The sequence below is a fragment of the Streptomyces sp. NPDC002926 genome (assembly GCF_053591755.1).
This window is the reverse complement of the sequence record NZ_JBSFUK010000035.1, coordinates 16,096-39,254: the sequence shown is the minus strand read 5'-3', so window position 1 is coordinate 39,254 and position 23,159 is coordinate 16,096. Positions and strand designations below refer to the sequence as shown.

Here is a 23,159-nt window from a genome sequence, read left to right as displayed (position 1 = left end):
TAACGGTTACTTGATGCTCTCCTATTGGAGGTAACGTCGCAACCATGAATGAGAAGGCGCCCGCACCGGGCGGCCTGTCGCTGGTCGAGGCCCTGGTGAATACGCTGGACGTCGAGACCGGCACCGACGCTCTGGACACGACGGAGGGCCGCGCCGCCTTCGGTCTCGCCGAGCGGGACGTCCCCGCCGCCCGCGAACTCCGCGAGGCCCTGCGCGCCGCCTGCCTGGCGCACGCGGGCCACCGCGCACCGGACCGCTCGCCGGCGGTACTCGACAGCTTCCTGGCCGAGGCGCCGCTGCTGGTGACGGTGGCCGAGGACGGCACGGCCGCGCTCCGTCCGGCGACCCCGGACACGCTCGTCTCGCGTATCGCCGAGGCACTCGCGGCCGCGGCCGCCAACGGGACCTGGGCACGTCTCAAGGCGTGCGAGGCCGAGGACTGCCAGTGGGCGTACTACGACCGCAGCCCGGCGGGCCGCCGCCGCTGGTGCTCGATGTCGGTCTGCGGCGCCCGCGCCAAGATGCGCACCTACAGGGCGCGCCGGTCGGACCCGGACGCCTCGGTCTGACAACCCGAGGGCCGGCCCGACCGCGGGCACGGGCCCGCACGCTCGAATCCGCCTCGCCCCCCGACGTGGCCGCTCAGGCGCGCGGGCGGCCCATCGCCCGGTACGTCCAGCCCGCCTCGCGCCAGTGCGCGCTGTCCAGCGCGTTCCGCCCGTCCAGGATGATCCGGCTGGTCGCGACCTCGCCCAGCGCCACCGCGTCCAGCTCGCGGAACTCGCGCCACTCCGTCAGGTGCAGCACCACATCCGCGCCGCGCACCGCGTCCAGCGCCGACTCCGCGTAGGCCAGCGTCGGGAAGAGGCGGCGCGCGTTCTCCATGCCCTTCGGGTCGTACACCGTCACCTGGCCGCCCTGCAGATGGATCTGGCCCGCCACATTCAGCGCCGGTGAATCCCGTACGTCGTCCGAGTCCGGCTTGAACGTCGCGCCCAGCACGGCGACACGCTTCCCCAGGAAGGAGTCACCGCCCACCGCGTCCCGCGCCAGTTCCACCATGTGACCGCGCCGCCGCATATTGATCGAGTCGACCTCCCGCAGGAAGGTCAGCGCCTGGTCGGCGCCCAGCTCACCGGCGCGCGCCATGAACGCGCGGATGTCCTTCGGCAGACATCCGCCGCCGAAGCCGATCCCGGCCCGCAGGAACTTGGAGCCGATCCGCTCGTCGTAACCGATCGCCTCGGCCAGCTTCACGACATCGCCGTCCGCGGCCTCGCACACCTCCGCCATCGCGTTGATGAACGAGATCTTCGTCGCGAGGAAGGAGTTCGCGGAGGTCTTCACCAGTTCGGCGGTCGGGAAGTCCATCACCACGAACGGCGACCCTTCGCCGACCGGCGTCGCGTACACCTCGCGCAGCAGCTTCTCCGCGCGCTCGCTCTCCACGCCGACCACGATCCGGTCGGGGTGCAGCGTGTCCTGGACGGCGAAGCCCTCGCGCAGGAACTCCGGGTTCCACGCCAGCTCCGCGTCCGCGCCCACCGGAGCCAGCTCGACGAGCAGCTCCGCCAGGCGGGCCGCGCTGCCGACCGGCACGGTCGACTTGCCGACGACCAGCGCCGGCCGCTTCAGCTGCGGTGCGAGTGAGGCGAAGGCGCGGTCCACGTACGACATGTCGCACGCGTACTCGCCGTGCTTCTGCGGAGTGTTCACGCAGACGAAATGAACGTCGCCGAACTCCCCGATCTCCTCCCAGGAGGTCGTGAAACGCAGCCGGCCGCTCGATCCCTCGATCCCGGCGACATGCTTGGCGAGCAGGTCCTCGAGTCCCGGCTCGTACATGGGGACCTTGCCGGCCGACAGCATCTCGATCTTCTCGGGAACGACATCGAGGCCGAGCACTTCGAAACCCAGCTCCGCCATGGCCGCGGCGTGTGTGGCGCCGAGATATCCGGTGCCGATCACGGTGATCTTGAGGGCCATGCGGTGCTCCAGTGAAGTGCGGGCTCAGGTGCGCTGCCCGAGCATAGCCGGGGCCGCGTACCGTGGTCGTGGTGACCGTGGGCGGGGGCGTTGGCGGTTGCTGCCGGTGGCCGGTTGGGGTTTCGCGGGCTGCCCGCTGCGGGGGGACGATTCCTGCTGTCGTCAAGCTCACGTATGCCTGGGAGCAGCAAGACCACTAAAATCAGGTTACTTAACGGTAGTTAGCGTCACTGGGGAGTGAGAGACCTTGGCCGGATCGGCTGATTTCGACCTGTACCGCCCGTCCGAAGAGCACGACATGCTCCGCGACGCCATCCGCTCGCTCGCCGAGGCGAAGATCGCGCCGTTCGCCGCCGAGGTCGACGAGCAGGCCCGCTTCCCGCAGGAGGCTCTGGACGCGCTGGTCTCCGCCGATCTGCACGCGGTCCACGTCCCCGAGGAGTACGGCGGCGCCGGCGCCGACGCGCTGGCGACCGTGATCGTCATCGAGGAGGTGGCCCGCGTCTGCGCGTCCTCCTCCCTCATCCCGGCCGTCAACAAGCTCGGCTCCCTCCCCGTGATCCTCTCGGGCGGCGAAGACCTCAAGAAGAGGTACCTGGGTCCGCTGGCCCAGGGCGACGGCATGTTCTCGTACTGCCTCTCCGAGCCGGACGCCGGCTCCGACGCCGCCGGTATGAAGACGAAGGCCGTACGCGACGGGGACTTCTGGGTCCTCAACGGCGTGAAGCGCTGGATCACCAACGCCGGTGTCTCCGAGTACTACACGGTCATGGCGGTCACCGACCCGACCAAGCGCTCCAAGGGCATCAGCGCCTTCGTCGTCGAGAAGTCGGACGAAGGTGTCTCCTTCGGCGCCCCGGAGAAGAAGCTCGGCATCAAGGGCTCCCCGACCCGCGAGGTCTACCTCGACAACGTCCGCATCCCCGCGGACCGCATGATCGGCGAGGAGGGCACCGGCTTCGCCACCGCGATGAAGACCCTGGACCACACCCGCATCACGATCGCGGCCCAGGCCCTCGGCATCGCCCAGGGCGCGCTGGACTACGCCAAGGGCTACGTCCAGGAGCGCAAGCAGTTCGGCAAGCCGATCGCCGACTTCCAGGGCATCCAGTTCATGCTCGCCGACATGGCCATGAAGCTCGAGGCCGCCCGCCAGCTCACCTACTCCGCGGCCGCCAAGTCGCAGCGCGTGGACGGCGACCTGACCTTCTTCGGCGCGGCGGCGAAGTGCTTCGCCTCCGACGTCGCGATGGAGGTCACCACGGACGCGGTCCAGCTGCTCGGCGGCTACGGCTACACCCGTGACTACCCGGTCGAGCGCATGATGCGCGATGCCAAGATCACCCAGATCTACGAGGGCACGAACCAGGTCCAGCGGATCGTGATGGCCCGCAACCTGCCGTAACCGCGGGGAAGTTCACGCACAGAGGCACCCTTCGGGGTGCCTCTGTCGTTTCTGCCCGCCACGGGCTTCACCGGGGCCGGGTTTCATGATGGACTGACGGTTACCTGATGACTGGGTTAAGGGGTAACCATGGGATCGTTGGCGCACGACCGGGACTTCCGGCTGTTCTGGGCCGGACACACCGTCTCCGCCGTCGGGACGCACGTCACCGCCGTCGCCCTCCCCCTCACCGCGGCCCTCACCCTCGACGCGGGAGCCGCCGGCGTCAGCGCCGTCGCCACCGCCACCTATCTGCCCAGCGTCGCCCTGCCGCTTCTCGCCGGGCACTGGCTGGAGCACCGGCGCAGGCGCCCCGTGATGATCGCGGCCGACGTGCTGCGGGCCGCCGCGCTCGGGGCGGTGCCGGTGGCCTGGGGGTTCGGCGCGATGTCGCTCGGGCTGCTGGTGGCGGTCGCCCTCGTCGTCGGCGCGGCGAGCGTCGTCTTCGACATCGCGAGCTTCGCGTACGTGCCGGACCTGGTCGAAGACACCGAACTCGCCGCGGCCAACCGCGCTTTGCAGGGATCGTCGACCGCCGCACAGGTCGGCGGGCCGGGCATCGCCGGTCTGCTCGTGCAGCTCCTCGGGCCTGCCGTCGCCGTCCTCGCCGACGCCCTCTCGTATGTCGCGAGCGCACTCGGCATCGCGGGCGCCCGGCGGGCCGAGCCCGAGCCCGCCGCCCAGGACGCCAGGCCCGGCATCGGGGAAGGGGTGCGGCAGATCCGGGTCAGCCCTTTCCTGCGCTCGCTCACCACCCACGCGGCGCTCTACAACGCGTCCGCGCAGATCCTCGTCGTCAATCTGGTCGTCCTCGCGGTCAAGGAGCGCGGACTGTCCGCCGGTGGCTACGGCCTGGCGCTGAGCGCGGGTGGCGCCGGGGCCTTCCTGGGCGCGATGCTCGGCCTGCGGGTCGCGGCCCGGCTCGGCTACGGCCGCGCCTTCGCCGTCTCGCTCGTCCTGTCCACGGGCGTCCCGCTCGCGCTGCCCCTGCTGCCCGGGCGCGGTCTGTCGTACGGAGTGCTGCTCGCCGCCTGCCAGCTGCTCTCCGGCATCGGGCTCGGCAGCGCCAATGTGCTGTCCGTCACGATCCGGCAGCTGCTGATCCCCAGGACAGCGCTCGCGCGCAGCAACGGCGCGTACCGCACCTTCACCTTCGGCGTGCTCCCGCTCGGCGCTGCGCTCGGCGGCGTCCTGGGCGGGGCGCTCGGCACCACCGGAGCCATGGCGGTCGGCAGCGCGGGCATCGCCCTGTCCGCGCTGCCGATGTTCACCCGAGAGATCCGGACCCTGCGCGACCCTCACACACAGCGGGCCGCCACTTCCGGAGGTGCCTGTGTGGGGGTCAGCGGTCCGAGGTGACCGTGACCTTCTCGTCGTTCTTCAGCTGCTCCACGAGCTGCTTGACCTTCTCCTTGTCCCAGACCAGGTTCCCGCCCGTGCTGCCCGAGATCGGCATGTTCATGGACTTGCCCTCGCCGCCCGTGACGCCCTTCATCGCGAAGAACATCTTGCCCAGCGACCACAGGGACATGTCCTTGTCGACGATGAGCGTGTCCAGGCCCGCGCCCATGGTCGGGTAGAGCTTGAACGGGTTGAGGATCGTGCCCGGCGTCGCCGTCTGGCTCGCCAGGGACGCGAGGAACTTCTGCTGGTTCTTCGTACGGTCCAGGTCGCTGCCCGCGAACGCGTACCGCGTCCGTACGAAGGCCAGCGACTGCTCGCCGTTGAGGGTCTGCTTGCCCGCCTGGAAGTCCGCGCCCGAGTTCTTGTCCTTGAAGGCCTTCGGGATGTCGATCTCGACGCCGCCGATCGCGTCCACGATGTTCGCGAAACCCGCGAAGCCGATCTCGACGTAGTGGTCGATGTGCAGGCCCGTGTTGTGCTCCACCGTGCGGACCAGCAGCTCCGGGCCGTCCTCCGCGTAAGCGGCGTTCAACTTGGTGTGCCGGCCCTTCGCCGGGAACAGCTTGCCGGAGTCCGAGCCCTTGAAGGACGGTATCTCCACATCCGAGTCGCGCGGCAGCGAGATCAGCGTCGGGCCGTTCGAGCCGTCGTGCAGGATCATCATCGAGTCGGTCCGCTTGCCCTCGGCCGAGCCGGTGTGGAGCTTCTTCTTCTCGTCGGCCGACATGCCCTCACGGCTGTCGGAACCCACGATCAGATAGTTCGTGCCCTCGCCGCTGCCCGGCCGCTCGATGACCTTGGCGAGGTCGACCTCGCGCTTGAGCTTGGAGTCGGCCCAGAAGTACGTGCCTATGGAGACCGCGAGCAGCAGTACGACCAGCGTCAGCGAACCTATCTTGAGCCGGCGGCGCCAGTCCGGGGCCGGGCCGGTGCCTGGCGGCCCGCCGTACGGAGGGCCTCCGTCGCCGCCCTGGCCGCCGCCCTGGCCGCCGTAGACCTGGCCCGTGTTGTAGCCGCTGTCGTACGCCTGCTGGTCATAGCCATCGTCGTACCCCCGCGACTGCGGCGGGACGCCGCCGCGCTGCGGAGGAGCAGGGCGCTGGACATGGCGCATCACGCGCGCGCCCTCGGGCTGCGCGCCCGAGCTGCCGCGTCCATAGCCGCGTCCGTTTCCGTTGCCGCGGTCGTCGGACCACCCATCGGGCCAATCGTTCATGCGGACCAGTGTGCAGTCATCGCCCCCGTGCCTCACAGGGCGTGTGGGGAATAGCACCAGGGCTGTTGCGAAGCTGATGCAATGTGGCCCGGCATATGGTGGTCGCCATGACAGATCAGGCCCAGCGCCCGGAGACAGAGATACCGGGCAAGCCCACCGCAGCGTCCCGTACCACCCTCAGCCACATCATGACCGGCAGTGACACCAACCTCCTCGGCACGGTGCACGGCGGCGTGATCATGAAGCTGGTGGACGACGCGGCGGGCGCGGTCGCCGGGCGTCATTCCGGCGGGCCGGCGGTCACCGCCTCCATGGACGAGATGGTCTTCCTGGAGCCGGTCAGGGTCGGTGATCTGGTTCATGTGAAGGCCCAGGTCAACTGGACAGGACGGTCCTCGATGGAGGTCGGCGTACGGGTCCTGGCCGAGCGATGGAACGAGTCCACCCCGGCGCAGCAGGTCGGCAGCGCCTATCTCGTCTTCGCGGCGGTCGACGGCGACGGCAAGCCCCGTCGCGTACCGCCCGTGGTCCCCGAGACCGAGCGCGACCGGCGGCGCTACCAGGAGGCGCAGATCCGCCGCACACACCGCCTCGCCCGGCGTCGCGCGATCAAGGAGCTGCGGGAGAAGCGCGCCGCCGAGGGCATCGAGGACTGACCAGGTCTTACGGGCAGACGACCTGGTCGCCGGTGGCCGCGGCGAACCTGCCCCGGTACACCTCCTCCGCCCGCACCGGCGTGACACCCTTGTAGTCCCGCCCCGCTGTCACCTTCAGTGTCGGCCCCTGCCGCTTGACCGCCCGCAGCTCGCACCCCGGCAGCGCGGCCGCGAGCGACTTCGCCGAGCGGTCCCAGCGTGGGTCGTACGTCACATAGGTACGGCGCACGTCGCGGCTCCCGCCGTTCAGCGGCGTGCGAGTGGTGTTGAAGCCGGTGGAGTGCAGGGCCGTGTCGACCGTCCTGCCGAGCCCGTCGGTGGGCGTGCCGTTGTAGACCTGCACCCGGATCTGCCGCGGCGGCACATCGACCACCGTCGCCTTCCGCGTCTTCGGCGGGTGCTGCGCGAGCGGCTTGTCCTCGCGCAGCATCTGGAAGAGCTTCTCGGACTTCGCGCGGTCCCACTTCACCGTGGAGCCGAGGCCCTTGGTCCATCTGCCGGCGGGGCGGACCGGCACGGACGTGAACTCCGACGAGGCGGGCGTGAAGTCGCGCATCGCCTCGCCGAGCGCGAGCATCTCCTCCGGTCCGAAGCCCCGGTCGGCCCGTACGGAGTTCAGCATCGTCGAGGCGACATCCCGGAACCTGACCGGGTTCAGCAGGACGCCGCTACTGCTCGCCTGGTGGATGAGAGCCGCGAGAAAGCGCTGCTGGCGCTGCATCCGGCCCAGGTCCGCCGTTCCGTCGATATGGCGCGAGCGCACATATTGCAGTGCCTGGCCGCCGGTGAGCCTGTGCGTGCCGACGCCCAGATTCAGACCGGTGTACGAGTCCTTCAGCGGCCTGACGTTGCAGATCTCCACCCCGCCCAGCGTGTCCACCGTCTTCATGAAGCTGGTGAAGTCGACCTCCAGATAGTGGTCGATCTTCACCTTGGTCATGTGCTCGACAGTCCGCACCGTCAGGCCCGGCCCGCCTTCCGAGTACACCGCGTTGAGCTTGATCGGGTGTGGTTTGTGGTGCTTGCCGGTGGCGACGACGGTGTGCTCGGGGATCTCGGTGTAGCTGTCCCGCGGCAGGCTCACCACACTCGCGCGCTCCCGGTCCGCCGAGATGTGCACCAGCATGATCGTGTCGGTGCAGCGGCAGGGCGCGCCGCCCAGACGGTACTTCCGCTTCTCCTGCGGCGTGATCTTGTCGCGCCCGTCGGTGCCGACGAGGAGCAGATTCATGCCGTGGCCCCCGTCGGGCCGGTTCTTCATGTCCCTGAACGGGTCGATGCGGCCGATGCCGGTGTCCACGCTCGTCATCACCGCGTGCCCGATGCCGCCCGCGCTCAGTACCAGGACCGAGAGCGATGTCGCCACCCGCATTCCCCAGCGGGGCCGCTTCACCGGCCGTCTGCTCCCGGCCGGCCGTCTCTTCCCGGCCGGCCGTCCGGTCCTGGGCTGAGCGGTCGGCTGCGGACGGCGGGAGCGGGGCGGCGTGGGCACGTGGGACACCTCCGCGAGTGACAGGGATCGCGAGCACCGTAGGCCCATACGATCTGCGACAACGGGCAGCGACCCGGCCGCCGCGCGTCCGTGTCCCCCGTTCGCGGTAACGTGGCGACCGATGAACGCCACACCCGCTGTCTCCGTGATCATGCCGGTCCTCAATGAGGAGCGGCATCTGCGCGACTCCGTCCGTCACATCCTCGAGCAGGATTACGACGGCGAGATGGAGGTGGTGATCGCGCTCGGACCGTCCACGGACCGCACCGACGAGATCGCCGCCGAGCTCGTACGGGAGGACCCCCGCGTCCACACCGTCCCGAACCCCACCGGCCGCACCCCGGCCGCGCTGAATGCCGCCATCAAGGCATCGCGCCATCCGGTCGTGGTACGGGTCGACGGGCACGGCATGCTGTCGGCCGACTACATCGCCACCGCGGTCCGGCTCCTGGAGGAGACCGGCGCGCAAAACGTCGGCGGCATCATGCACGCCGAGGGCGAGAACGACTGGGAGCACGCGGTCGCCGCCGCCATGACCTCGAAAATAGGCGTGGGCAACGCCGCCTTCCACACCGGCGGCACGGCGGCCCCGGCCGAAACCGTGTATCTGGGTGTCTTCCGTCGTGAGGCGCTGGAGCAACAGGGCGGCTACAACGAGGAGTTCATCCGCGCCCAGGACTGGGAGCTGAACTTCCGCATCCGCGAGGCGGGCGGCCTCATCTGGTTCTCGCCGGAGCTCAAGGTCCAGTACCGGCCGCGCCCCTCCGTGAAGGCGCTGGCCAAGCAGTACAAGGACTACGGCCGCTGGCGCCATGTCGTCGCCCGCTACCACTCCGGTTCCATCAACCTCCGCTACCTCGCCCCGCCGACCGCCCTCTGCGCGATCGCCGCGGGCCTCGTGCTCGGCGCTGCCCTCAGCCCGTGGGGCTTTGTGGTGCCGGCCGGCTATCTGGCCTCGATCGCCGCCGGATCCGTCCCCGCGGGCAGGGGCCTGCCGCTGAAGGCGCGACTGCAGATCCCCGTCGCGCTGGCCACGATGCACATGTCGTGGGGGTACGGCTTCCTGACCAGCCCGCGCTCGCTGGCGAAGAAGGTCATCGCGAGCCGCCGTCCGGCTGTGCGGACGGCCTCCGCCTGATACGCAGGAAGGGCCCCGGGTACGCATCGCGTGCCCGGGGCCCTTCGCGTACGACCTACCAGGTGAAGCCGGCCTGCACCGGCATGCACGCCGTCTTGTCCTCGCCGTTCAGGGGCTTCGCCGACGTCGGTGTCTTGTTGTCCTGCTGCCCCGCCGACTTCGGATAGGCATCGCCCTGACGCCAGTCCGCGCCCACGATCAGGCTGATGCCGGTGACCTCGGTCGACTTCTTCACCGAAGTCAGCGGAATCCCGAGGGATTTGGCGACCGCCTGCGCATCGCCCTCCAGTTCCGCGTTGGAGAAGCGGATGACCGTCTTCTTCTGCGGGTCGGTCGTGCTGTCGGCCTTGGCCAGGGCGTACCCCTTGCCGGTCAGGACCCCGGCGACCGCTGTCGCACGGCCCTTCTCGGCCGTCTGTCCGTCGCCCCCGGTGCCGTTCTGCACCATCACCGCGATCTCACCGGGCGCCGCCGCCGGGTCCTTGGACACGGCCGGGGTGGTGGTCGGCCGCTTCTTCGGGGCCTTGCCGTCCAGCGGAATGTCCTCGCGGACCATCCGGAACAGCTGCTCGGCATCGCCGGGCTGGGGCTCGACCTTCCCCTCGAAGCGCGTGGAGTAGAAGTTCGGCATCGTGGTCATGGTGATCCGGCCGGTGGGAACGCTCTTGAGCTCCTCGCCCAGGTCGTACAGGTCCTTGACGGTGTTGATGCCCTTGTCGACGGTGAGCGCGTCGATGGCGGCCTCGGCGAGGTTGCGCAGCTTGGCCGGGTCGGTGAGCTTGGTGTTCTTGCGCAGCTCCCGGACCATCGAGTTCATGTACATGTGCTGCGCGCGTGTGCGGGCGAGGTCGGTGCCGTCGTCGAAGCCGTAGCGCGTACGCAGCCATTGCAGGGCCTGCTCGCCCTTGACCGGGTGTGTGCCCGCCTCCAGCTTGAGGCCGGAGCCCTGGCCTTTCTTGTTGCGCGAGTAGACGTTCTTCTCGACGCAGACCGGGACGCCGCCGATGGCGTCGGCCATGGAGACCACACCCGCGAAGTCGATCATCATGAAGTGGTCGATGGTGATGCCCGTGAGCTCGTACCAGGTGGCCACCGTGCAGCCGGGTCCGCCACGGCCCAGCGACTCGTTGGTCGGCGCCTCTCTGGTGGCTCGGTACGTCTTGCCGGTGTCGGGGTCCTTGCACTCCGGGATCTTCAGCACGGTGTCGCGCGGCATGCTGATCACCGAAATGTTGCTGCGGTCGGCCGAGACGTGCACCAGCATCTGTACGTCCGCCAGCGGCACGCCGTTGAACGTCTCCTTGGCGCCGCCGAGCTCCTGGTTCTTCTTGGAGTTCCGCGCGTCCGAGCCGATCAGCAGGATGTTCAGCGGCGTCTGACCCGCGGCGTTGGCCTGGTGCTCGCGCATCTTGCCGCCGAGCGTGAGGTCGTCCTTCTTGAGCTTGCTGTTGAGGTGCTCGTAGTACAGATAACCGGCCGCCGCCGTGCCGAGTATCAGCAGCGACAGCACGGACGCGACCCACCGCAGTATCCGGCGCTTGCCGCGTTTCTCGCGCCGTCTCGGGCCACCGCGCCGGTGGCCGCTCTCCGCGCCGCCGTCGCCGTTCTCCGTCGCGGTGTCGTCGCCACCCGGCTGGTCATGCCGGTCCTGGCGGCCGATCGTGTCCGTGCGGCCCTTGGGAGCCTCCCCTCCCTCGCCGTACAGGCTGTCGTCCCATCCCAGTTCACGGGCCTGCCGGACGCGGTCCCGCGTCCCCTCCCCCCGCACCCTGTTCTGTCCCACCCCGGGTCCCCCCTGTCGTTCAGGCTCTCCCCATGACCCGGTGTTCCGGCGTCATTTGGCACATACCTGTTTGTCTGCTTCTACCTTCTGCACACCCTCCGGCGCCTTGGCCGGACCGGTGATGGGCACCCCTGCGCCCTTGTAGTCGGAGCCGAGGGTCAGCGTCATCGCCGCACGCCCCACGGCGTCCTTCGTGCCCGGCTTCAGTGCCGCGGCCGGCAGACCCATCAGGTCCGCGAGCTTGCGGGCCTGATCGGCCTGGTTCGGTGCGTACGTCAGCGTCGTCCTGCCGAGCTTCTGCGGGGCGTTGCCCTCATTGCTCGACTTCAGTACGCCTTCCTCGTTCTGCAGCCAGGTCAGGGTCGCCAGTGCCGCGCCCTGCGTCTCGCTGCCGTTGAAGACCGCTACCCGTACCTCGGAGGCGGCCGCCCTGGTCCCCTCGAGCAGGCCCTGCTGCTTGTTCTTGGCGTCCTGCTCCTTCTGCTTCACCTCGGTGAGCGAGGTGTCGTTCTGCATCATCGAGAACAGCGGCTTGGCCTTGGACTCGTTGAGCAGCACGGTCGCGCCGTCGGTGTTGTCGACCACCGGCACGGTCGCGAACGTGATGTTCTTCGGATTCACCTTCGAGAGCTCCATACCGAGATCGCGGAGCCTGGAGATCTTCCCTATCCCGCTGTCGACCGTGAGCGCCTTGGTGGCGGCCTCGGCCAGGTCCCACATCTTGCTGGGGCTGGAGAGGGTGTCGCTGGACTTCATCTTCCGGATCAGCGAGCTCAGGAACTGCTGCTGGATCTCGATCCGGCTCAGGTCGCCGCCGAAGCCCACCGAGTGACGGGTACGGACGAAGGCGAGAGCCTGCTCCCCTTCGAGGACGTGCTTGCCCGCCGGCAGGTTGAGCTTGGAGTCCTTGTCATGGATGTCCTTGGCGAGACAGACCTCGACGCCACCGACGGCCGTCGTCATCGACTTCACCGCGTTGAAGTCGGCCATCATGAAGTGGTCGACGGTGAGTCCGGTGAGCGCCTTGACCGTACGCATGGTGCAGCCGGGGTCGCGGCCCTCCTGGCCGAGGCTCTCGTTGAACCGGGTCTTGTGCGTACCACGTATGACCTCGGTGCCGTCCGCGGTCTTGGTCTCGCAGTCCGGGATGTCGGTGATCAGGTCACGCGGGATGGACAGCGCGGTCGCGTTGGTCCGGTCCTTGGAGACATGGAAGAGGATCGAGGTGTCGGCGTGGCCGACGCTGTTCTTGTCGCCGTAGCCGTCGTTGCCCTTGCCGGACCGCTTGTCCGTGCCGATCACCAGGATGTTGACGGCCTGGTCCTTCTTGAAGCCGCCGCTGCCGGCGCCTGTGACGTCGACCGTGTTCAGGTTCGAGTTGAAGTGCTGGTAGACGAGGTACGCACCGATGGAGCCGGCGGCGACGACGAAGGCCATCACGCCGCCCGTCCACAGCAGCGCCTTCTTCTTGCGCGACTTGGGCTGCTTGCGCTTGCGGCGGCCCGCAGTGGGGGGCGGCGTACCGCCGGAACCGCTGCCCGCGCGGCGCGAGCGCTGGCCCGGGACCTCACGTCCCGGAGTCTCGCGGCCGGGAACCTCCCTGCCCGGAGCCTCCTGTCCGGGCACGCCGGGACTGCGGCGCGTCGAACTTCGCGGTGCCGGGGTTCTGGGAGCCGTGGATTTCGCAGCCGACGACTGCTGTCCGGATTGGTCCAGTCGCAGTTCGTAATTGCCTGTCTGCGGGTTGAATACCCACTGGTCGGCGGGGTCGATCTCGTCCGCCCGCCCACGGCTTTGCGCATCCACGGTTGCCTGAGTCCTCCGTCGGTGCCACGCGAGGCGCCTCCCCCGAAGGGCGCTCGGTCTTTCGGTCCTGCAGTGCGCGACCCAAGGTCGGAAGCACCGGATCGCGTCACACTATCCGCCCAGTTCAGCGTCGGGCGACGCTCGTGACAAATTCCACGTCCCTTACAAGCGGGCATTCCGCCCAATCGTCATGGACCGCCGACTCCGGCTTGGCCATCGCTTTACCCGCACATGCCCGCGGCCGCATTCGTGCCGGAGAAAGTCGGCGTCGGATTCGGGCCCCCGGACGCGCTCTCGTCGGTCCCGGCCGAGGACTGCTGCGAATCATTTCCGGATCCCGCATCTTTGTCCTTCTTTCCGGCGACGACCGCGACGGGTGTGTCTTCCCGCAGCCGTTTGAAGAGCTGGGCGGCCTTGGACTCGATGAGCTCGTCGCGGTTCGGGTCGGCGCGGTACGGCTGCCGGGGAACTGTCAGGAACTGCACCTTTTCCGTCGGAATGTTACGAACCGAGCGGGTCAGGTCGTACAGGTCTCTGAGCGAGTCGAGACCCGGATCGGTGGTCAGCGACTTGGTCGCCGCGTCCAGCACCGGGTAGAGCCGGATCGGATTGAGCAGTACGCCGTTGCTCTGCACCTTCTTCACCAGCGCACCGAGGAACTGCTGCTGGCGGTCCATGCGTTCGGTGTCGCTGCCGTTGCCGATGGACTTGCGGGCCCGTACGAAACCGAGGGCCTGCTCGCCGTTGAGCGCCTGCTTGCCGGCGGGAAGCTTGAGGTGTGCGTCGGCGTCGTCGATCGGCTCCTTGAGGCAGACCTCGACCCCGTGCACGGCGTTGACCATGTCCTTGAAGCCGCTGAAGTCGACCACCATGTGGTGATCGACGCGGATCCCGGTGAAGCGTTCGACGGTGCGGATCGTGCAGGCCGTACCGCCGAACTCGAAGGCCCAGTTGAACTGCGAGAACTGCTCCTTCGTGCGGGTCCCGTCCGGCCTGTGGCAGCTCGGGATGGTCACCATCAGGTCGCGCGGGATGGACATCGCCGTCGCGCTCTGCCGGTTGGCGGCGATATGCAGCAGGATCGTGGTGTCGGAGCGCTGGCTGCCGCCGTCGTCGCGGCCGTACTTGCTGTTGCCCTCGCCGGAGCGGGTGTCGGAGCCGAGCAGCAGGATGTTCTGCGCGCCGTGCGCGACGGGCGTCGGGCGCTCCTTCTCGTATGTCTCGAGCTCGGCGGCGGCGGTGGTGTCGGTGGTGATGTTGCCGTCGAGTTTGCGGTAGAACCACCAGCCGACGCCGGCCGCGGCGAGCAGGACGACGGAGGTGCCGAGCGCGGTCCAACGCATCCAGCGGTGCTTGTGGTTGGGGGTTCCGGCAGGGGCGTCGTCGGTGGTGTCGTCGGTGCCGTCGGTGTCGGCCGGCTGTCCGTCGGCGGCGGACGGCGTGGCCGGGGCCTCGTCCGGTAGCCCACCGGCCGTACCGGCTTCGCCCTTCGGGACCTCGTTCGCGGCGGCGTCGCCCGTCGGGACTGTGTCCGCCGCGTCCGCCGTGCCCGCCGCGTCCGCCGTGCCGGCCTCGGGCCCAGACGTTCCGGCGGTCGGCTCGTCGTCGGCCGGCTTGTCCGGTTCGGCGGGCGTGCCAGCACTGTCCGTCACGTCTGCGTCCATCCTTCATGGCGTCGGCGGCGCGCTGGGTCGCCGATCGCAGGACTAGACGGCTGAACCTCACGCTTGGTTGTCTTTTGAAGCACGGGTATCGCCGATCATGTACCGGAGTTGATGCTGAGGCCCGGGGGCTCGGCCCGTGTGTGCGCCACACGAGTGGACCTCAGAGGCTTCTCATACCGCGGTGTTGGTGACGCGCTCGCTTTCGATCCGCTTCCCGAGGCCCTCTTGGGACAGCTCGCCGAGATGGCGGCACAGCACCACCGACCCGCCGGCCGCCAGCGGCGCGAACAGCCCGGCCGACAGCCCCTCCCAGGAGTCGTACGAGCGTCCCGTCAGTAGTCTCGAACCGGGCGAAAGCCCCAGATCGGCAGCATCCGTGCGAGCCCGCTCGACCAGTTGCGCGCCCGTCAGCTCCAAGCCGCCGACGGCGAGCGCGGGCGCGGCCGGGTCCACCGGCGCGTAGGGGGCGAAGCGGTCACCCTGCCCCGGCACCTCCACCGCGTAGTCGGCGAAGCCCGCCGGCGGCTGCGGGAAACGGCCGCCCAGCGGCCGCAGCGCGAGAGCGACCCGCTCCCCGGAACAGGCCCGCGCCGCCTCCAGCGTGTCCGGGCCGCTGACCACGAGATCGGCGTCCGCCGGGTCGCCGCCCACCTCCACGCTCACCCCGACCGAGGAGCAGGCGAGCAGCCAGACCGCGCTCTGCCAGTGCGCAGGAAGCAGCAGCGCGAGCCGGTCGCCGGGCGCGGCGGCAAGATCGCCCTGGAGCAGATTCGCTGTCTTGGCCACCCAATTGGCGAAGGTGGCCACGGACAATTCGACGCGCTCACCGGTGGCGTCGTCGTAGAAGGTGACCAAGGGGCGCGCCGGGTCCGCGGCGAGCGCGGATCGCAGCAGGTCGGCAGGGGTACGGTCGCTGGCGTTCACGCGCGCAAGCGTACGCGGCACGGTGCCGGACAGGCCGCCGTACCGGTGATGCGTACACCCCTCGGGCCGATGCGCCGTCAATTTCCTTGAGGAGCGGAGTCGGCGGGCCCGGGTCAGGATCGAACCCATGCGTGGATTCCTAGCTTCTTCGATCGGCGTCGCGTGCACTGTCGCGCTCGTACTCCCGCTCTCGTCGGCCTCCGGCGCCGCCGCCGTGTCGCCCCGGGCGCCCGATGTGCCCGGCTCCACCCAGTCCCTGCCACTCGCGCCCCTCGACGAGACGGATCCGGGCCGGTCCCTCGGGCCCGCGGCGGAACAGGGGCTGACCCGTCGTGACGTCAGACCGTTCTCCTTGGTCGGCGTCGTCTGGGACGACGTGAACGCCGTACTCCACGGCAGCGTCCAGGTCCGCACCAGAGCCGTCGGCTCCGGCGCGTGGTCCGGCTGGCAGGACGTGGAGACCCACAACGACGAGCACCGCGCCGATCCCGGTACCAGGGAGAGCGAATGGGGGAGGGTCCGCGGCGCCACGGCCCCGCTCTGGGTCGGAGCCTCGGACGGCGTCGAGGTACGCGTCAGCGCGGAGGCGGCGGGACCGTGGCCGCTGCCGGAAGGACTCAGCCTCGAACTCGTCGATCCCGGCGGGGACTCGGTGGCCGCCCAGGCGCCGCCCGCGGGCGGGGAGGGGGCGGTCGATCCCGGCGACGAGGTGGCGATGTCGGAGGAGGATGTGATCCCGGCGCTTTCCCGGGCCGAGACGGAAGCGGACGCGAAAGCGGCGGGCGCGATCGGCGCCCTGGAAGCGAGTCCGTACATCGGACCGCGCCCGCGCATCATCACGCGCAAGGGATGGGGCGCGGACGAGTCGCTGCGCGAGCCGGGCTTCGTCTACACCAATTCCGTGAAGGTCGCCTTCGTGCACCACACCGCCACCGGCAACAGCTACACCTGCGCCCAGGCGCCCTCCGTCCTGCGCAGTATCTACCGCTACCACGTAGTGAGCAGTGGCTGGCGCGACTTCGGATACAACTTCGCCGTCGACAAGTGCGGAAACATCTACGAAGGGCGCGCGGGAGGTGTGGCCAATCCGGTCCTCGGCGCGCACACTCTGGGATTCAACACGGACAGCACGGGAATCGCCGTGCTCGGCACATACAGTCTGTCCACCCCGCCCGCGGCCGCGGTGAACGCCATCGCGCAGCTGACCGCCTGGAAGCTCGGGCTGTACGGAATCGACCCGCGCGGCAAGTCGGTGCTGACGTCGGGAGGAAGCGGCAAGTACGCGAAGGGCAAGAACGTCAGCTTCAACACCATCTCCGGGCACCGGGACGCATTCTTCACGGAATGCCCGGGAAGCCTTCTCTACGGCAAGCTCGGCACGGCCCGGACCTCCTCGGCGGTGTTGCAGGGCCGGAGCTGACGGGGAAGGCGCCGACCAACTGCATACACTGCCGGTCTCGAACGAGTGACCGTTGCCGGCCCCATCAGGAAGCAGAGACGACAAGGTGACAGAAGCGATCCTCCTGGTCGGCGGCAAGGGCACCCGGTTGCGCCCGCTCACCGTCAATACGCCGAAGCCGATGGTTCCGGCGGCAGGTGTCCCGTTCCTGACGCATCAGCTGGCGCGTGCGCGGGCGGCCGGGGTCGAGCACATCGTGCTGGCCACGTCGTACCTGGCCGAGGTCTTCGAGCCGTACTTCGGCGACGGCTCCTCGCTCGGCCTCCACCTGGAGTACGTCACCGAGGAGGAGCCGCTCGGCACGGGCGGAGCGATCCGCAATGTCGCGTCGCGGCTGCACTCGGGCCCGGAGGATCCGGTCCTGATCTTCAACGGCGACATCCTGACGGGCCTGGACATCGCTGCGCTCGTCGCCACGCACCAGACGTCCGGCGCGGACGTCTCGCTCCATCTCACCCGGGTCGAGGATCCGCGGGCGTTCGGTCTGGTGCCCACGGACCCTTCCGGCCGGGTCACGGCCTTCCTGGAGAAGCCCCAGACGCCGCAGGAGATCGTCACCGACCAGATCAACGCCGGCGCGTACGTCTTCCGCCGCTCCGTCATCGACACCATCCCGACGGGCCGCCCGGTCTCGGTCGAACGCGAGACCTTCCCCGACCTGCTGTCCTCCGGAGCCCACCTCCAGGGCATGGTCGACTCCACGTACTGGCTCGATCTCGGCACCCCGCAGGCCTTCGTCCGCGGCTCCGCCGACCTGGTCATGGGGCGCGCCCCGTCCCCGGCGGTCCCGGGCCGTTGCGGCGACCGCCTGGTCCTTCCGTCGGCGACAGTGGCGCCCGACGCGAAACTGACGGGCGGCACGGTGATCGGCGGTGGCGCCCGGATCGGCGGCGGCACCCGGATCGACGGCAGCGCGGTCCTGGAGGGCGCGGTGGTGGAGGAGGGCGCGGTGATCTCCGCCTCGCTGATCGGCGCGGGCGCGAGAGTCGGAGCCCGCACGGTCCTGTCGGGCGTGGTGGTCGGCGACGGCGCGTCGGTGGGCGCGGACAACGAGCTCCGCGACGGCGCGAGGGTGTGGTGCGACGCGGTGCTGCCACCGTCGTCGGTGCGGTTCTCTTCGGACCAGTAACCACAGGGGCCGGGCCGAGGACCGCCTACCCTCATAGGACACCCGATCCCCGAGGACCCCGACCGTGGCAGGACGCTTCAGCCCCCGCCCCACCCGCACCACCGTGCGAGGCGGCTACACCGCCGTCCCCTCCGGCGTCCCCGCGCAGACGCGGGGCGGCTCCCGCACGCGGTGCTGGACGCCCCCCGGGCCCCTCGACCTCGGGATCGTGCTCGGGCCGCTCCGTCGCGGGCCCGGCGACCCCACCTTCCGTACCACCCCGGACGGCTCCGTCTGGCGTGCCACCCTTACGCCCGCCGGGCCCGGAACCCTCCGCGTCGCCCTGCACGCGAGCGCCGGCGCCGCCGAGGCCGAGGCCTGGGGCCCCGGCGCCGACTGGCTGCTCGAGCACCTCCCCGCACTGCTCGGCGAGGCGGACGACCCCGCCGCCTTCACCCCGCGCCACCGCCTCGTCGCCGCGTCCCAGCACCGCCGCCCCGGCCTCCGCCTGACCCGCACCGGCCTGGTCCTGGAATCGCTGATCCCCTCGATCCTGGAGCAGAAGGTCACCACGGACGAGGCGTACCGCGCCTGGCGGCTGCTCGTACGGAAGTACGGCGAGCCCGCACCCGGCCCGGCAACGCGTATGTGCGTGATGCCCGAGCCCCGCACCTGGGCGCTGATCCCTTCCTGGGAGTGGCACCGTGCGGGCGTCGACAACAAGCGCGCATCGACGATCCTGCGCGCGGTCCGTGTCGCCCGCCGTCTGGAGGAGGCCGCGGCGATGGAGCCCCAACAGGCCCAGGCAAGACTGGAGTTGATCTCCGGCATCGGCCCCTGGACCTCCACCGAAACGGTTCAGCGCAGCAACGGCGCCCCCGACGCCGTCACCGTCGGCGATCTGCATCTGCCCGGCATCATCGGTTACGCGCTCGCGGGCGACCGCGACGCGGACGACGCGGCGATGCTCGAACTCCTGGCCCCGTACGCAGGCCAGCGCCACCGAGCCGCCCGCCTGATCCTGCTGAGCGGCCGCACCCCGGCCCGCCGCGTGCCCAAGATGCCCCGCACCGACATCTCCAAGCTGTAGCTAGCGCACCTCGATGAAGGCCGAAGCCTCCCGCGCCGGCCGTTCCTTCGGCGCTCCGGCCGCATGCCCGACCGCCACCGCGCCCATCGGATCCCATCCGGCCGGCAGCCCCAGCACGTCCCGGACGACCTCGCGGCAGAACATCGTGGACGACACCCATGCCGAGCCGAGCCGTTCACCCGCCAGCGCCACCAGGAAGTTCTGCACGCCCGCGCCCGCCGCGACCACGAACATCTCGCGCTCGGCGGCATCGCGCCGCGGATCCCCGTAGTGGTGCGCGCCGTCCATCACCAGACACGGCACGACCAGATACGGCGCCTTGCGCAGCACGTCCCCGCGCCGCACCCGCCTGGCGATGGATTCCTCCGACTTGCCGTCGCGCCGCAGGTCGGCGATCCACGCGTCCCGCATCGCGTCGAGCAACCCGGTGCGCGCCGAAGCGGATTCGAGGAGTACGAACCGCCAGGGCGTCGTGTGATGCGGTGCCGGAGCCGTCACTGCCGCAGCGACGGCGCGGCGCACCGCCCCGCCGTCCACCGGCTCCTGAGTGAACTCCCGCACCGTACGGCGCTGGGTGACCGCCTCCCGTACCGCCTCCGAGGTCCCCAGCCGGAACATGTCGTCGGCCGCGACCCGGACCATCGCGCGCGCTCCCTCGGCCGCGTCGGCCACCAGATGCGGCAGACCGCGCACCACCGCGACCGGCAGCCCCTCCGTCTTGCCCTTCACCAGGTCGCCCGCCGCGGCCAGTTCGTCCGCGGTGGCGACGACGGTCGCGCTCAGCGGATTGCCGTGCGCATCGGCCCCGCCGCGCAGATCGTCCAGCACCCGCACGCCCGCCGCGCCGATCGCGACATCGGTCAGACCGTTGCGCCAGGGCCGGCCGAAGGTGTCCGTGACGATCACGCCGACGTCGACCCCGAGCGATGCCCGCAGCCCCTCCCGGATCGCCCGCGCCGAGGCATCAGGATCGGCGGGCAGCAACAGCACTGTTCCGGCAGGGGTGTTGGAGGCGTCGACGCCGGCCGCGGCCATCACCAGGCCCTGCCGGTTCTCGACGATCCGCAGGGGGCCGCGCCGCGCCACCACCCGTACCGTCTCCGCGTCGATGGCCGCCTCGCGGTCGGCCGCCTCGACGATCCGCCCCTCCGCCTTGCTCACGATCTTCGACGTGACGAGCAGTACGTCGCCGTCCACCAGCTCGGGCGAGGCGGCGGTGATCAGCTTCGCGAGGTCGTCGCCCGGCCGGACCTCCGCAAGACCGGGCAGCGCCCAGACCCGGTAGGAGGGCGGGTTCACGCCCGTACTTCCTCGGCCAGCGCCAGCGCCTGACGCGCCATCTCGGCGGTCGCGTCCACATCCGTCATCAGCAGCGGCACGGCCCGGCAGCGGATCCCCGCCGCCTCGACCTCCGCCACCGCGCCCGCGTCCACCGTGTCGACCAGCCAGCCGTCGAGCAGCCCCGAGCCGTAGTGCTGGGCGACGGCCGCGGCCGTCGCCTCCACGCCCACCGCCGCCAGGACCTTGTCGGCCATGCCACGCACCGGCGCGTCCCCGACGATGGGGGACAGGCCCACGACCGGGACGCCCGCCTCGGCGATGGCCTCGCGGATCCCGGGAACGGACAGGATCGTGCCGACGCTGACGACGGGGTTGGACGGCGGGAAGATGACGACGTCGGCGGCGGCGATCGCCTCCAGCACCCCGGGCGCCGGCTTCGCCTGGTCCGCGCCGACGGGCACGACGGCCTCCGCGGCCACGGACGCCCGCAGCTTCACCCAGTACTCCTGGAAGTGGATGACCTTGCGCTCGCCCGGCCCCCCGGCGGAGCCGTTGTCCGGCACGGTGACGGCGACATGCGTCTCCACACGGTCGTCGGACATCGGCAGCAGCCGTACGCCCGGGTTCCAGCGCGCGCAGAGCGCCTCGGTGACGGCGCTGAGCGGATAGCCCGCGCCCAGCATCTGCGTACGGACGATGTGCGTGGCGAAGTCGCGGTCGCCGAGGCCGAACCACTCGGGTCCCACGCCGTACGCGGCGAGCTCGCTCTTGACCTGGAAGGTCTCGTCCGTACGCCCCCAGCCCTGCTCCTCGTTGATGCCACCGCCGAGGGTGTACATCACGGTGTCGAGGTCGGGGCAGACCTTCAGTCCGAACAGATGGATGTCGTCGCCGGTGTTGCCGATCACCGTGACGTCCGCTTCGGGCGCGGCCTGCTTGAGACCGCGGAGGAAACGGGCGCCGCCGATGCCGCCGGCCAGAACCACAATGCGCATGCGGACAGTCTGTCAGGCGGAGCCTGGTCCCATGAGGGTGGTGGCCGGGACGGGAGCACCTCCCCGCGGTAGCCGGGGGAGGGCGGGGGTGTCAGGCGGGGACGGCCTTCCGTTCCGCCGGGGAGCGGCCCTGGCATTGCGCATGGGCGACCCCGGCGCTGTGCATCGGCATCTCGGTCAGACCCGGGTAGTAGATGTGCAGGCTGACGGCCGGTTCGAACGAATCATTGACGACCTCGTGCACATAGCCGGGCGCGAACACCCGCTGCGCGCCGGCCGACAGGGACCGGGAGGTCTCCGCGGTGCGCTCGGTGAGCTCGCCGTCGAGGACGGTCAGCACACCGGAGGAGAGTCCGTGGTCGTGCAGTCCGCTGCCCTGGCCCGGGACCCAGGACAGCAGCCACACCTCGTAGCCGGGGCCGGTGCGCAGCCGGTGGTACCAGCGGGTGGTGGTGTCGTACTGGACGAGGTGGGCCCACTGCGCGCGGTCGGCAGCGATGGAGCGGGCCAGGCCGACGAAGTCGGCGACAGTGGCCGGGTGCTCGGGGGCGGGCTGGAGGAGGTGCTGTACGGCGAGGATGTCGCCGGCGATCTGGAGGTCGCTGTCGCTGTTCATGGGTGCGGTGGTTCCTCGGCAGAGAACGTGAGTTGCAGTGCTGGGGTCCCCCGGACGGAGTTTGGGGGAGGGTGTCGCAGGACATGCGGTGCATACGGAGATGAGCCGTACGCGGTGGTGAAGCTGGAGCGCTAAGGCATCAACAGCTGGAACAGCAACAGCGCGCCTGGACAGCGCTGCGGAACCCACGGATGTGGGTGGCGAAGAGCGCTGAGGTCACTGGCATGCAATCAAAGGTGACGGGTGGGTTCAATACTGTCAACCCAATGACCGATTTGGCGGTAATGTTTCACCTCATCCGGTTACTGGGTGCGGAGAAAGGTTTGTGCAGTCGCTGCCGCGGAGACATGGCGCAGCAACCGCGCTCGCAAACGCCGTTGCGGTCCCGTGATCGGACTGTGATCCGGATCGCTTCAGTGGCTCGATGTGCAACAAGATCGAACCCTGCGACGTCTCCTCTGTGTGAGAGGGAGAGCGCGGGGCAGGCTGCTGACCGGTGTCAGGTTTTTCATGATTTGAACACTTTCCGCATAGCTTTGGTTCCCCAGAGTGAATACCGGGCCCAATAGCAGATCTCGGCTTGACTGGCTCGGAGCACCACACTTGTAATTTCACTCGTGTCGTTCGGCCGAAAAGCGACACCGGCAACATCACGGGGACGCAAAAACAGACGAGGGGCGCACATGACCGAGCTGTTCGAACAACTGCTGGTCGAGGACGCGGACGAGGAACTCGGCTGGCAGGAGCGCGCGTTGTGCGCCCAGACCGATCCCGAGTCCTTCTTCCCTGAGAAGGGCGGATCCACCCGCGAGGCCAAGAAGGTCTGCCTCGCCTGCGAGGTCCGCCCCGAGTGTCTCGAGTACGCCCTCGCCAACGACGAGCGATTCGGTATCTGGGGCGGCCTGTCCGAACGCGAACGCCGCCGGCTGAAGAAGGCCGCCGTCTGAACACCGAACCGATACCCGAGACCCGACCAAACACCACAAGCCCCTACGTAAACCACGGTCCGCCGCCTGCGCACTCCCAGCAGTCGGCGGACTGTTCTGTGCCACCCGTCGCCCGCACCACCCCCCAACGAGTCGCTTCGCGCCGCAGCG

The 23,159-nt window shown here is 69.8% G+C and carries 19 protein-coding genes; 9 read left to right on the top strand and 10 right to left on the bottom strand.

Features of this window, described 5'->3' with window-relative positions; translation table 11 throughout:
- Positions 1 to 44: 44 nt before the first annotated feature.
- A complete protein-coding gene (locus ACWDZ6_RS29955; protein WP_451505328.1) occupies positions 45 to 569 on the top strand; it encodes a CGNR zinc finger domain-containing protein in 525 nt (174 codons plus the stop codon).
- 73 nt (positions 570 to 642) lie between these two features.
- On the opposite strand, the gene ACWDZ6_RS29950 is transcribed toward ACWDZ6_RS29955, so the two are convergent.
- A complete protein-coding gene (locus ACWDZ6_RS29950) occupies positions 643 to 1,986 on the bottom strand; it encodes a UDP-glucose dehydrogenase family protein (protein WP_366731892.1) in 1,344 nt (447 codons plus the stop codon).
- A gap of 247 nt (positions 1,987 to 2,233) precedes the next feature.
- Between ACWDZ6_RS29950 and ACWDZ6_RS29945 the strand changes: the two genes are divergently transcribed.
- Both ACWDZ6_RS29945 and ACWDZ6_RS29940 read left to right on the top strand, forming a co-directional pair.
- Positions 2,234 to 3,391, top strand: coding sequence for an acyl-CoA dehydrogenase (locus tag ACWDZ6_RS29945; RefSeq protein ID WP_366731893.1), 1,158 nt, complete (start codon positions 2,234 to 2,236; stop codon positions 3,389 to 3,391).
- 129 nt (positions 3,392 to 3,520) lie between these two features.
- Entirely contained in the window at positions 3,521 to 4,789 is a 1,269-nt protein-coding gene (locus ACWDZ6_RS29940) for an MFS transporter (RefSeq protein ID WP_451505327.1), read from the top strand.
- Here the strand turns inward: ACWDZ6_RS29940 and ACWDZ6_RS29935 are convergent.
- The gene (locus ACWDZ6_RS29935) at positions 4,773 to 6,050 is read right to left on the bottom strand and encodes an LCP family protein (protein ID WP_451505326.1); all 1,278 of its coding nucleotides are present in this window, start codon (positions 6,048 to 6,050) and stop codon (positions 4,773 to 4,775) included. The two genes, ACWDZ6_RS29940 and ACWDZ6_RS29935, sit on opposite strands and share 17 nt — an antisense overlap.
- A gap of 107 nt (positions 6,051 to 6,157) precedes the next feature.
- On the opposite strand from ACWDZ6_RS29935, the gene ACWDZ6_RS29930 reads away from it, so the two are divergent.
- On the top strand, positions 6,158 to 6,706 hold the full coding sequence (locus ACWDZ6_RS29930) for an acyl-CoA thioesterase (RefSeq protein WP_351455800.1): 549 nt from the start codon (positions 6,158 to 6,160) through the stop codon (positions 6,704 to 6,706).
- A gap of 7 nt (positions 6,707 to 6,713) precedes the next feature.
- Here the strand turns inward: ACWDZ6_RS29930 and ACWDZ6_RS29925 are convergent, their stop codons facing one another.
- The gene (locus tag ACWDZ6_RS29925) at positions 6,714 to 8,246 is read right to left on the bottom strand and encodes an LCP family protein (RefSeq protein WP_451505325.1); all 1,533 of its coding nucleotides are present in this window, start codon (positions 8,244 to 8,246) and stop codon (positions 6,714 to 6,716) included.
- Between the two features lie 73 nt (positions 8,247 to 8,319).
- Between ACWDZ6_RS29925 and ACWDZ6_RS29920 the strand changes: the two genes are divergently transcribed.
- Positions 8,320 to 9,336 (top strand): glycosyltransferase family 2 protein, encoded by a 1,017-nt coding sequence (locus tag ACWDZ6_RS29920; RefSeq protein WP_389182248.1) that lies wholly within the window; start codon positions 8,320 to 8,322, stop codon positions 9,334 to 9,336.
- Between the two features lie 55 nt (positions 9,337 to 9,391).
- Here ACWDZ6_RS29920 and ACWDZ6_RS29915 read toward each other — a convergent pair whose 3' ends face one another.
- The 4 genes from ACWDZ6_RS29915 to ACWDZ6_RS29900 form a co-directional block, all read right to left on the bottom strand.
- A complete protein-coding gene (locus tag ACWDZ6_RS29915) occupies positions 9,392 to 11,119 on the bottom strand; it encodes an LCP family protein (protein WP_451505324.1) in 1,728 nt (575 codons plus the stop codon).
- A 51-nt stretch (positions 11,120 to 11,170) separates the two neighbouring features.
- On the bottom strand, positions 11,171 to 12,925 hold the full coding sequence (locus tag ACWDZ6_RS29910) for an LCP family glycopolymer transferase (protein WP_451505323.1): 1,755 nt from the start codon (positions 12,923 to 12,925) through the stop codon (positions 11,171 to 11,173).
- A 221-nt stretch (positions 12,926 to 13,146) separates the two neighbouring features.
- The gene (locus tag ACWDZ6_RS29905) at positions 13,147 to 14,589 is read right to left on the bottom strand and encodes an LCP family protein (protein ID WP_451505322.1); all 1,443 of its coding nucleotides are present in this window, start codon (positions 14,587 to 14,589) and stop codon (positions 13,147 to 13,149) included.
- 171 nt (positions 14,590 to 14,760) lie between these two features.
- A complete protein-coding gene (locus ACWDZ6_RS29900) occupies positions 14,761 to 15,513 on the bottom strand; it encodes a TIGR03089 family protein (protein WP_389182236.1) in 753 nt (250 codons plus the stop codon).
- A gap of 127 nt (positions 15,514 to 15,640) precedes the next feature.
- Here ACWDZ6_RS29900 and ACWDZ6_RS29895 point away from each other — a divergent pair, with 127 nt between their 5' ends.
- From ACWDZ6_RS29895 to ACWDZ6_RS29885, 3 genes are all read left to right on the top strand, one after another.
- Positions 15,641 to 16,933: a peptidoglycan recognition protein family protein gene (locus ACWDZ6_RS29895; protein ID WP_451505321.1), complete on the top strand. Its 1,293-nt coding sequence runs from the start codon at positions 15,641 to 15,643 to the stop codon at positions 16,931 to 16,933.
- 85 nt (positions 16,934 to 17,018) lie between these two features.
- A complete protein-coding gene (locus ACWDZ6_RS29890; RefSeq protein ID WP_451505320.1) occupies positions 17,019 to 18,101 on the top strand; it encodes a sugar phosphate nucleotidyltransferase in 1,083 nt (360 codons plus the stop codon).
- Between the two features lie 64 nt (positions 18,102 to 18,165).
- Complete coding sequence (locus tag ACWDZ6_RS29885; protein ID WP_451505319.1) at positions 18,166 to 19,170, top strand: DNA-3-methyladenine glycosylase family protein; 1,005 nt, start codon at positions 18,166 to 18,168, stop codon at positions 19,168 to 19,170.
- Here ACWDZ6_RS29885 and ACWDZ6_RS29880 read toward each other — a convergent pair whose 3' ends face one another.
- The 3 genes from ACWDZ6_RS29880 to ACWDZ6_RS29870 all read right to left on the bottom strand — a co-directional run bounded on the left by ACWDZ6_RS29880 (position 19,171) and on the right by ACWDZ6_RS29870 (position 22,062).
- Entirely contained in the window at positions 19,171 to 20,469 is a 1,299-nt protein-coding gene (locus ACWDZ6_RS29880; RefSeq protein WP_451505318.1) for a coenzyme F420-0:L-glutamate ligase, read from the bottom strand. It lies immediately after the preceding gene.
- On the bottom strand, positions 20,466 to 21,446 hold the full coding sequence (gene cofD / locus ACWDZ6_RS29875) for a 2-phospho-L-lactate transferase (RefSeq protein WP_451505317.1): 981 nt from the start codon (positions 21,444 to 21,446) through the stop codon (positions 20,466 to 20,468). The genes ACWDZ6_RS29880 and cofD overlap by 4 nt, the downstream gene beginning before the upstream one ends.
- 91 nt (positions 21,447 to 21,537) lie before the next feature.
- Complete coding sequence (locus tag ACWDZ6_RS29870) at positions 21,538 to 22,062, bottom strand: cysteine dioxygenase (RefSeq protein WP_451505316.1); 525 nt, start codon at positions 22,060 to 22,062, stop codon at positions 21,538 to 21,540.
- 683 nt (positions 22,063 to 22,745) lie between these two features.
- Here ACWDZ6_RS29870 and ACWDZ6_RS29865 point away from each other — a divergent pair.
- The gene (locus tag ACWDZ6_RS29865) at positions 22,746 to 23,009 is read left to right on the top strand and encodes a WhiB family transcriptional regulator (protein ID WP_326650296.1); all 264 of its coding nucleotides are present in this window, start codon (positions 22,746 to 22,748) and stop codon (positions 23,007 to 23,009) included.
- Positions 23,010 to 23,159: the final 150 nt, after the last annotated feature.

Bases quoted from the DNA above. Each gene is read 5' to 3' on its own strand.
- ACWDZ6_RS29955 (WP_451505328.1), top strand. From the start codon at position 45: ATGAATGAGAAGGCGCCCGCACCGGGCGGCCTGTCGCTGGTCGAGGCC.
- ACWDZ6_RS29935 (WP_451505326.1), bottom strand. From the start codon at position 6,050: ATGAACGATTGGCCCGATGGGTGGTCCGACGACCGCGGCAACGGAAAC.
- ACWDZ6_RS29925 (WP_451505325.1), bottom strand. From the start codon at position 8,246: ATGGGCCTACGGTGCTCGCGATCCCTGTCACTCGCGGAGGTGTCCCAC.
- ACWDZ6_RS29870 (WP_451505316.1), bottom strand. From the start codon at position 22,062: ATGAACAGCGACAGCGACCTCCAGATCGCCGGCGACATCCTCGCCGTA.
- ACWDZ6_RS29895 (WP_451505321.1), top strand. From the start codon at position 15,641: ATGCGTGGATTCCTAGCTTCTTCGATCGGCGTCGCGTGCACTGTCGCG.
- ACWDZ6_RS29905 (WP_451505322.1), bottom strand. From the start codon at position 14,589: ATGGACGCAGACGTGACGGACAGTGCTGGCACGCCCGCCGAACCGGAC.
- ACWDZ6_RS29940 (WP_451505327.1), top strand. From the start codon at position 3,521: ATGGGATCGTTGGCGCACGACCGGGACTTCCGGCTGTTCTGGGCCGGA.
- ACWDZ6_RS29920 (WP_389182248.1), top strand. From the start codon at position 8,320: ATGAACGCCACACCCGCTGTCTCCGTGATCATGCCGGTCCTCAATGAG.
- ACWDZ6_RS29930 (WP_351455800.1), top strand. From the start codon at position 6,158: ATGACAGATCAGGCCCAGCGCCCGGAGACAGAGATACCGGGCAAGCCC.
- ACWDZ6_RS29865 (WP_326650296.1), top strand. From the start codon at position 22,746: ATGACCGAGCTGTTCGAACAACTGCTGGTCGAGGACGCGGACGAGGAA.
- cofD (WP_451505317.1), bottom strand. From the start codon at position 21,446: ATGCGCATTGTGGTTCTGGCCGGCGGCATCGGCGGCGCCCGTTTCCTC.
- ACWDZ6_RS29950 (WP_366731892.1), bottom strand. From the start codon at position 1,986: ATGGCCCTCAAGATCACCGTGATCGGCACCGGATATCTCGGCGCCACA.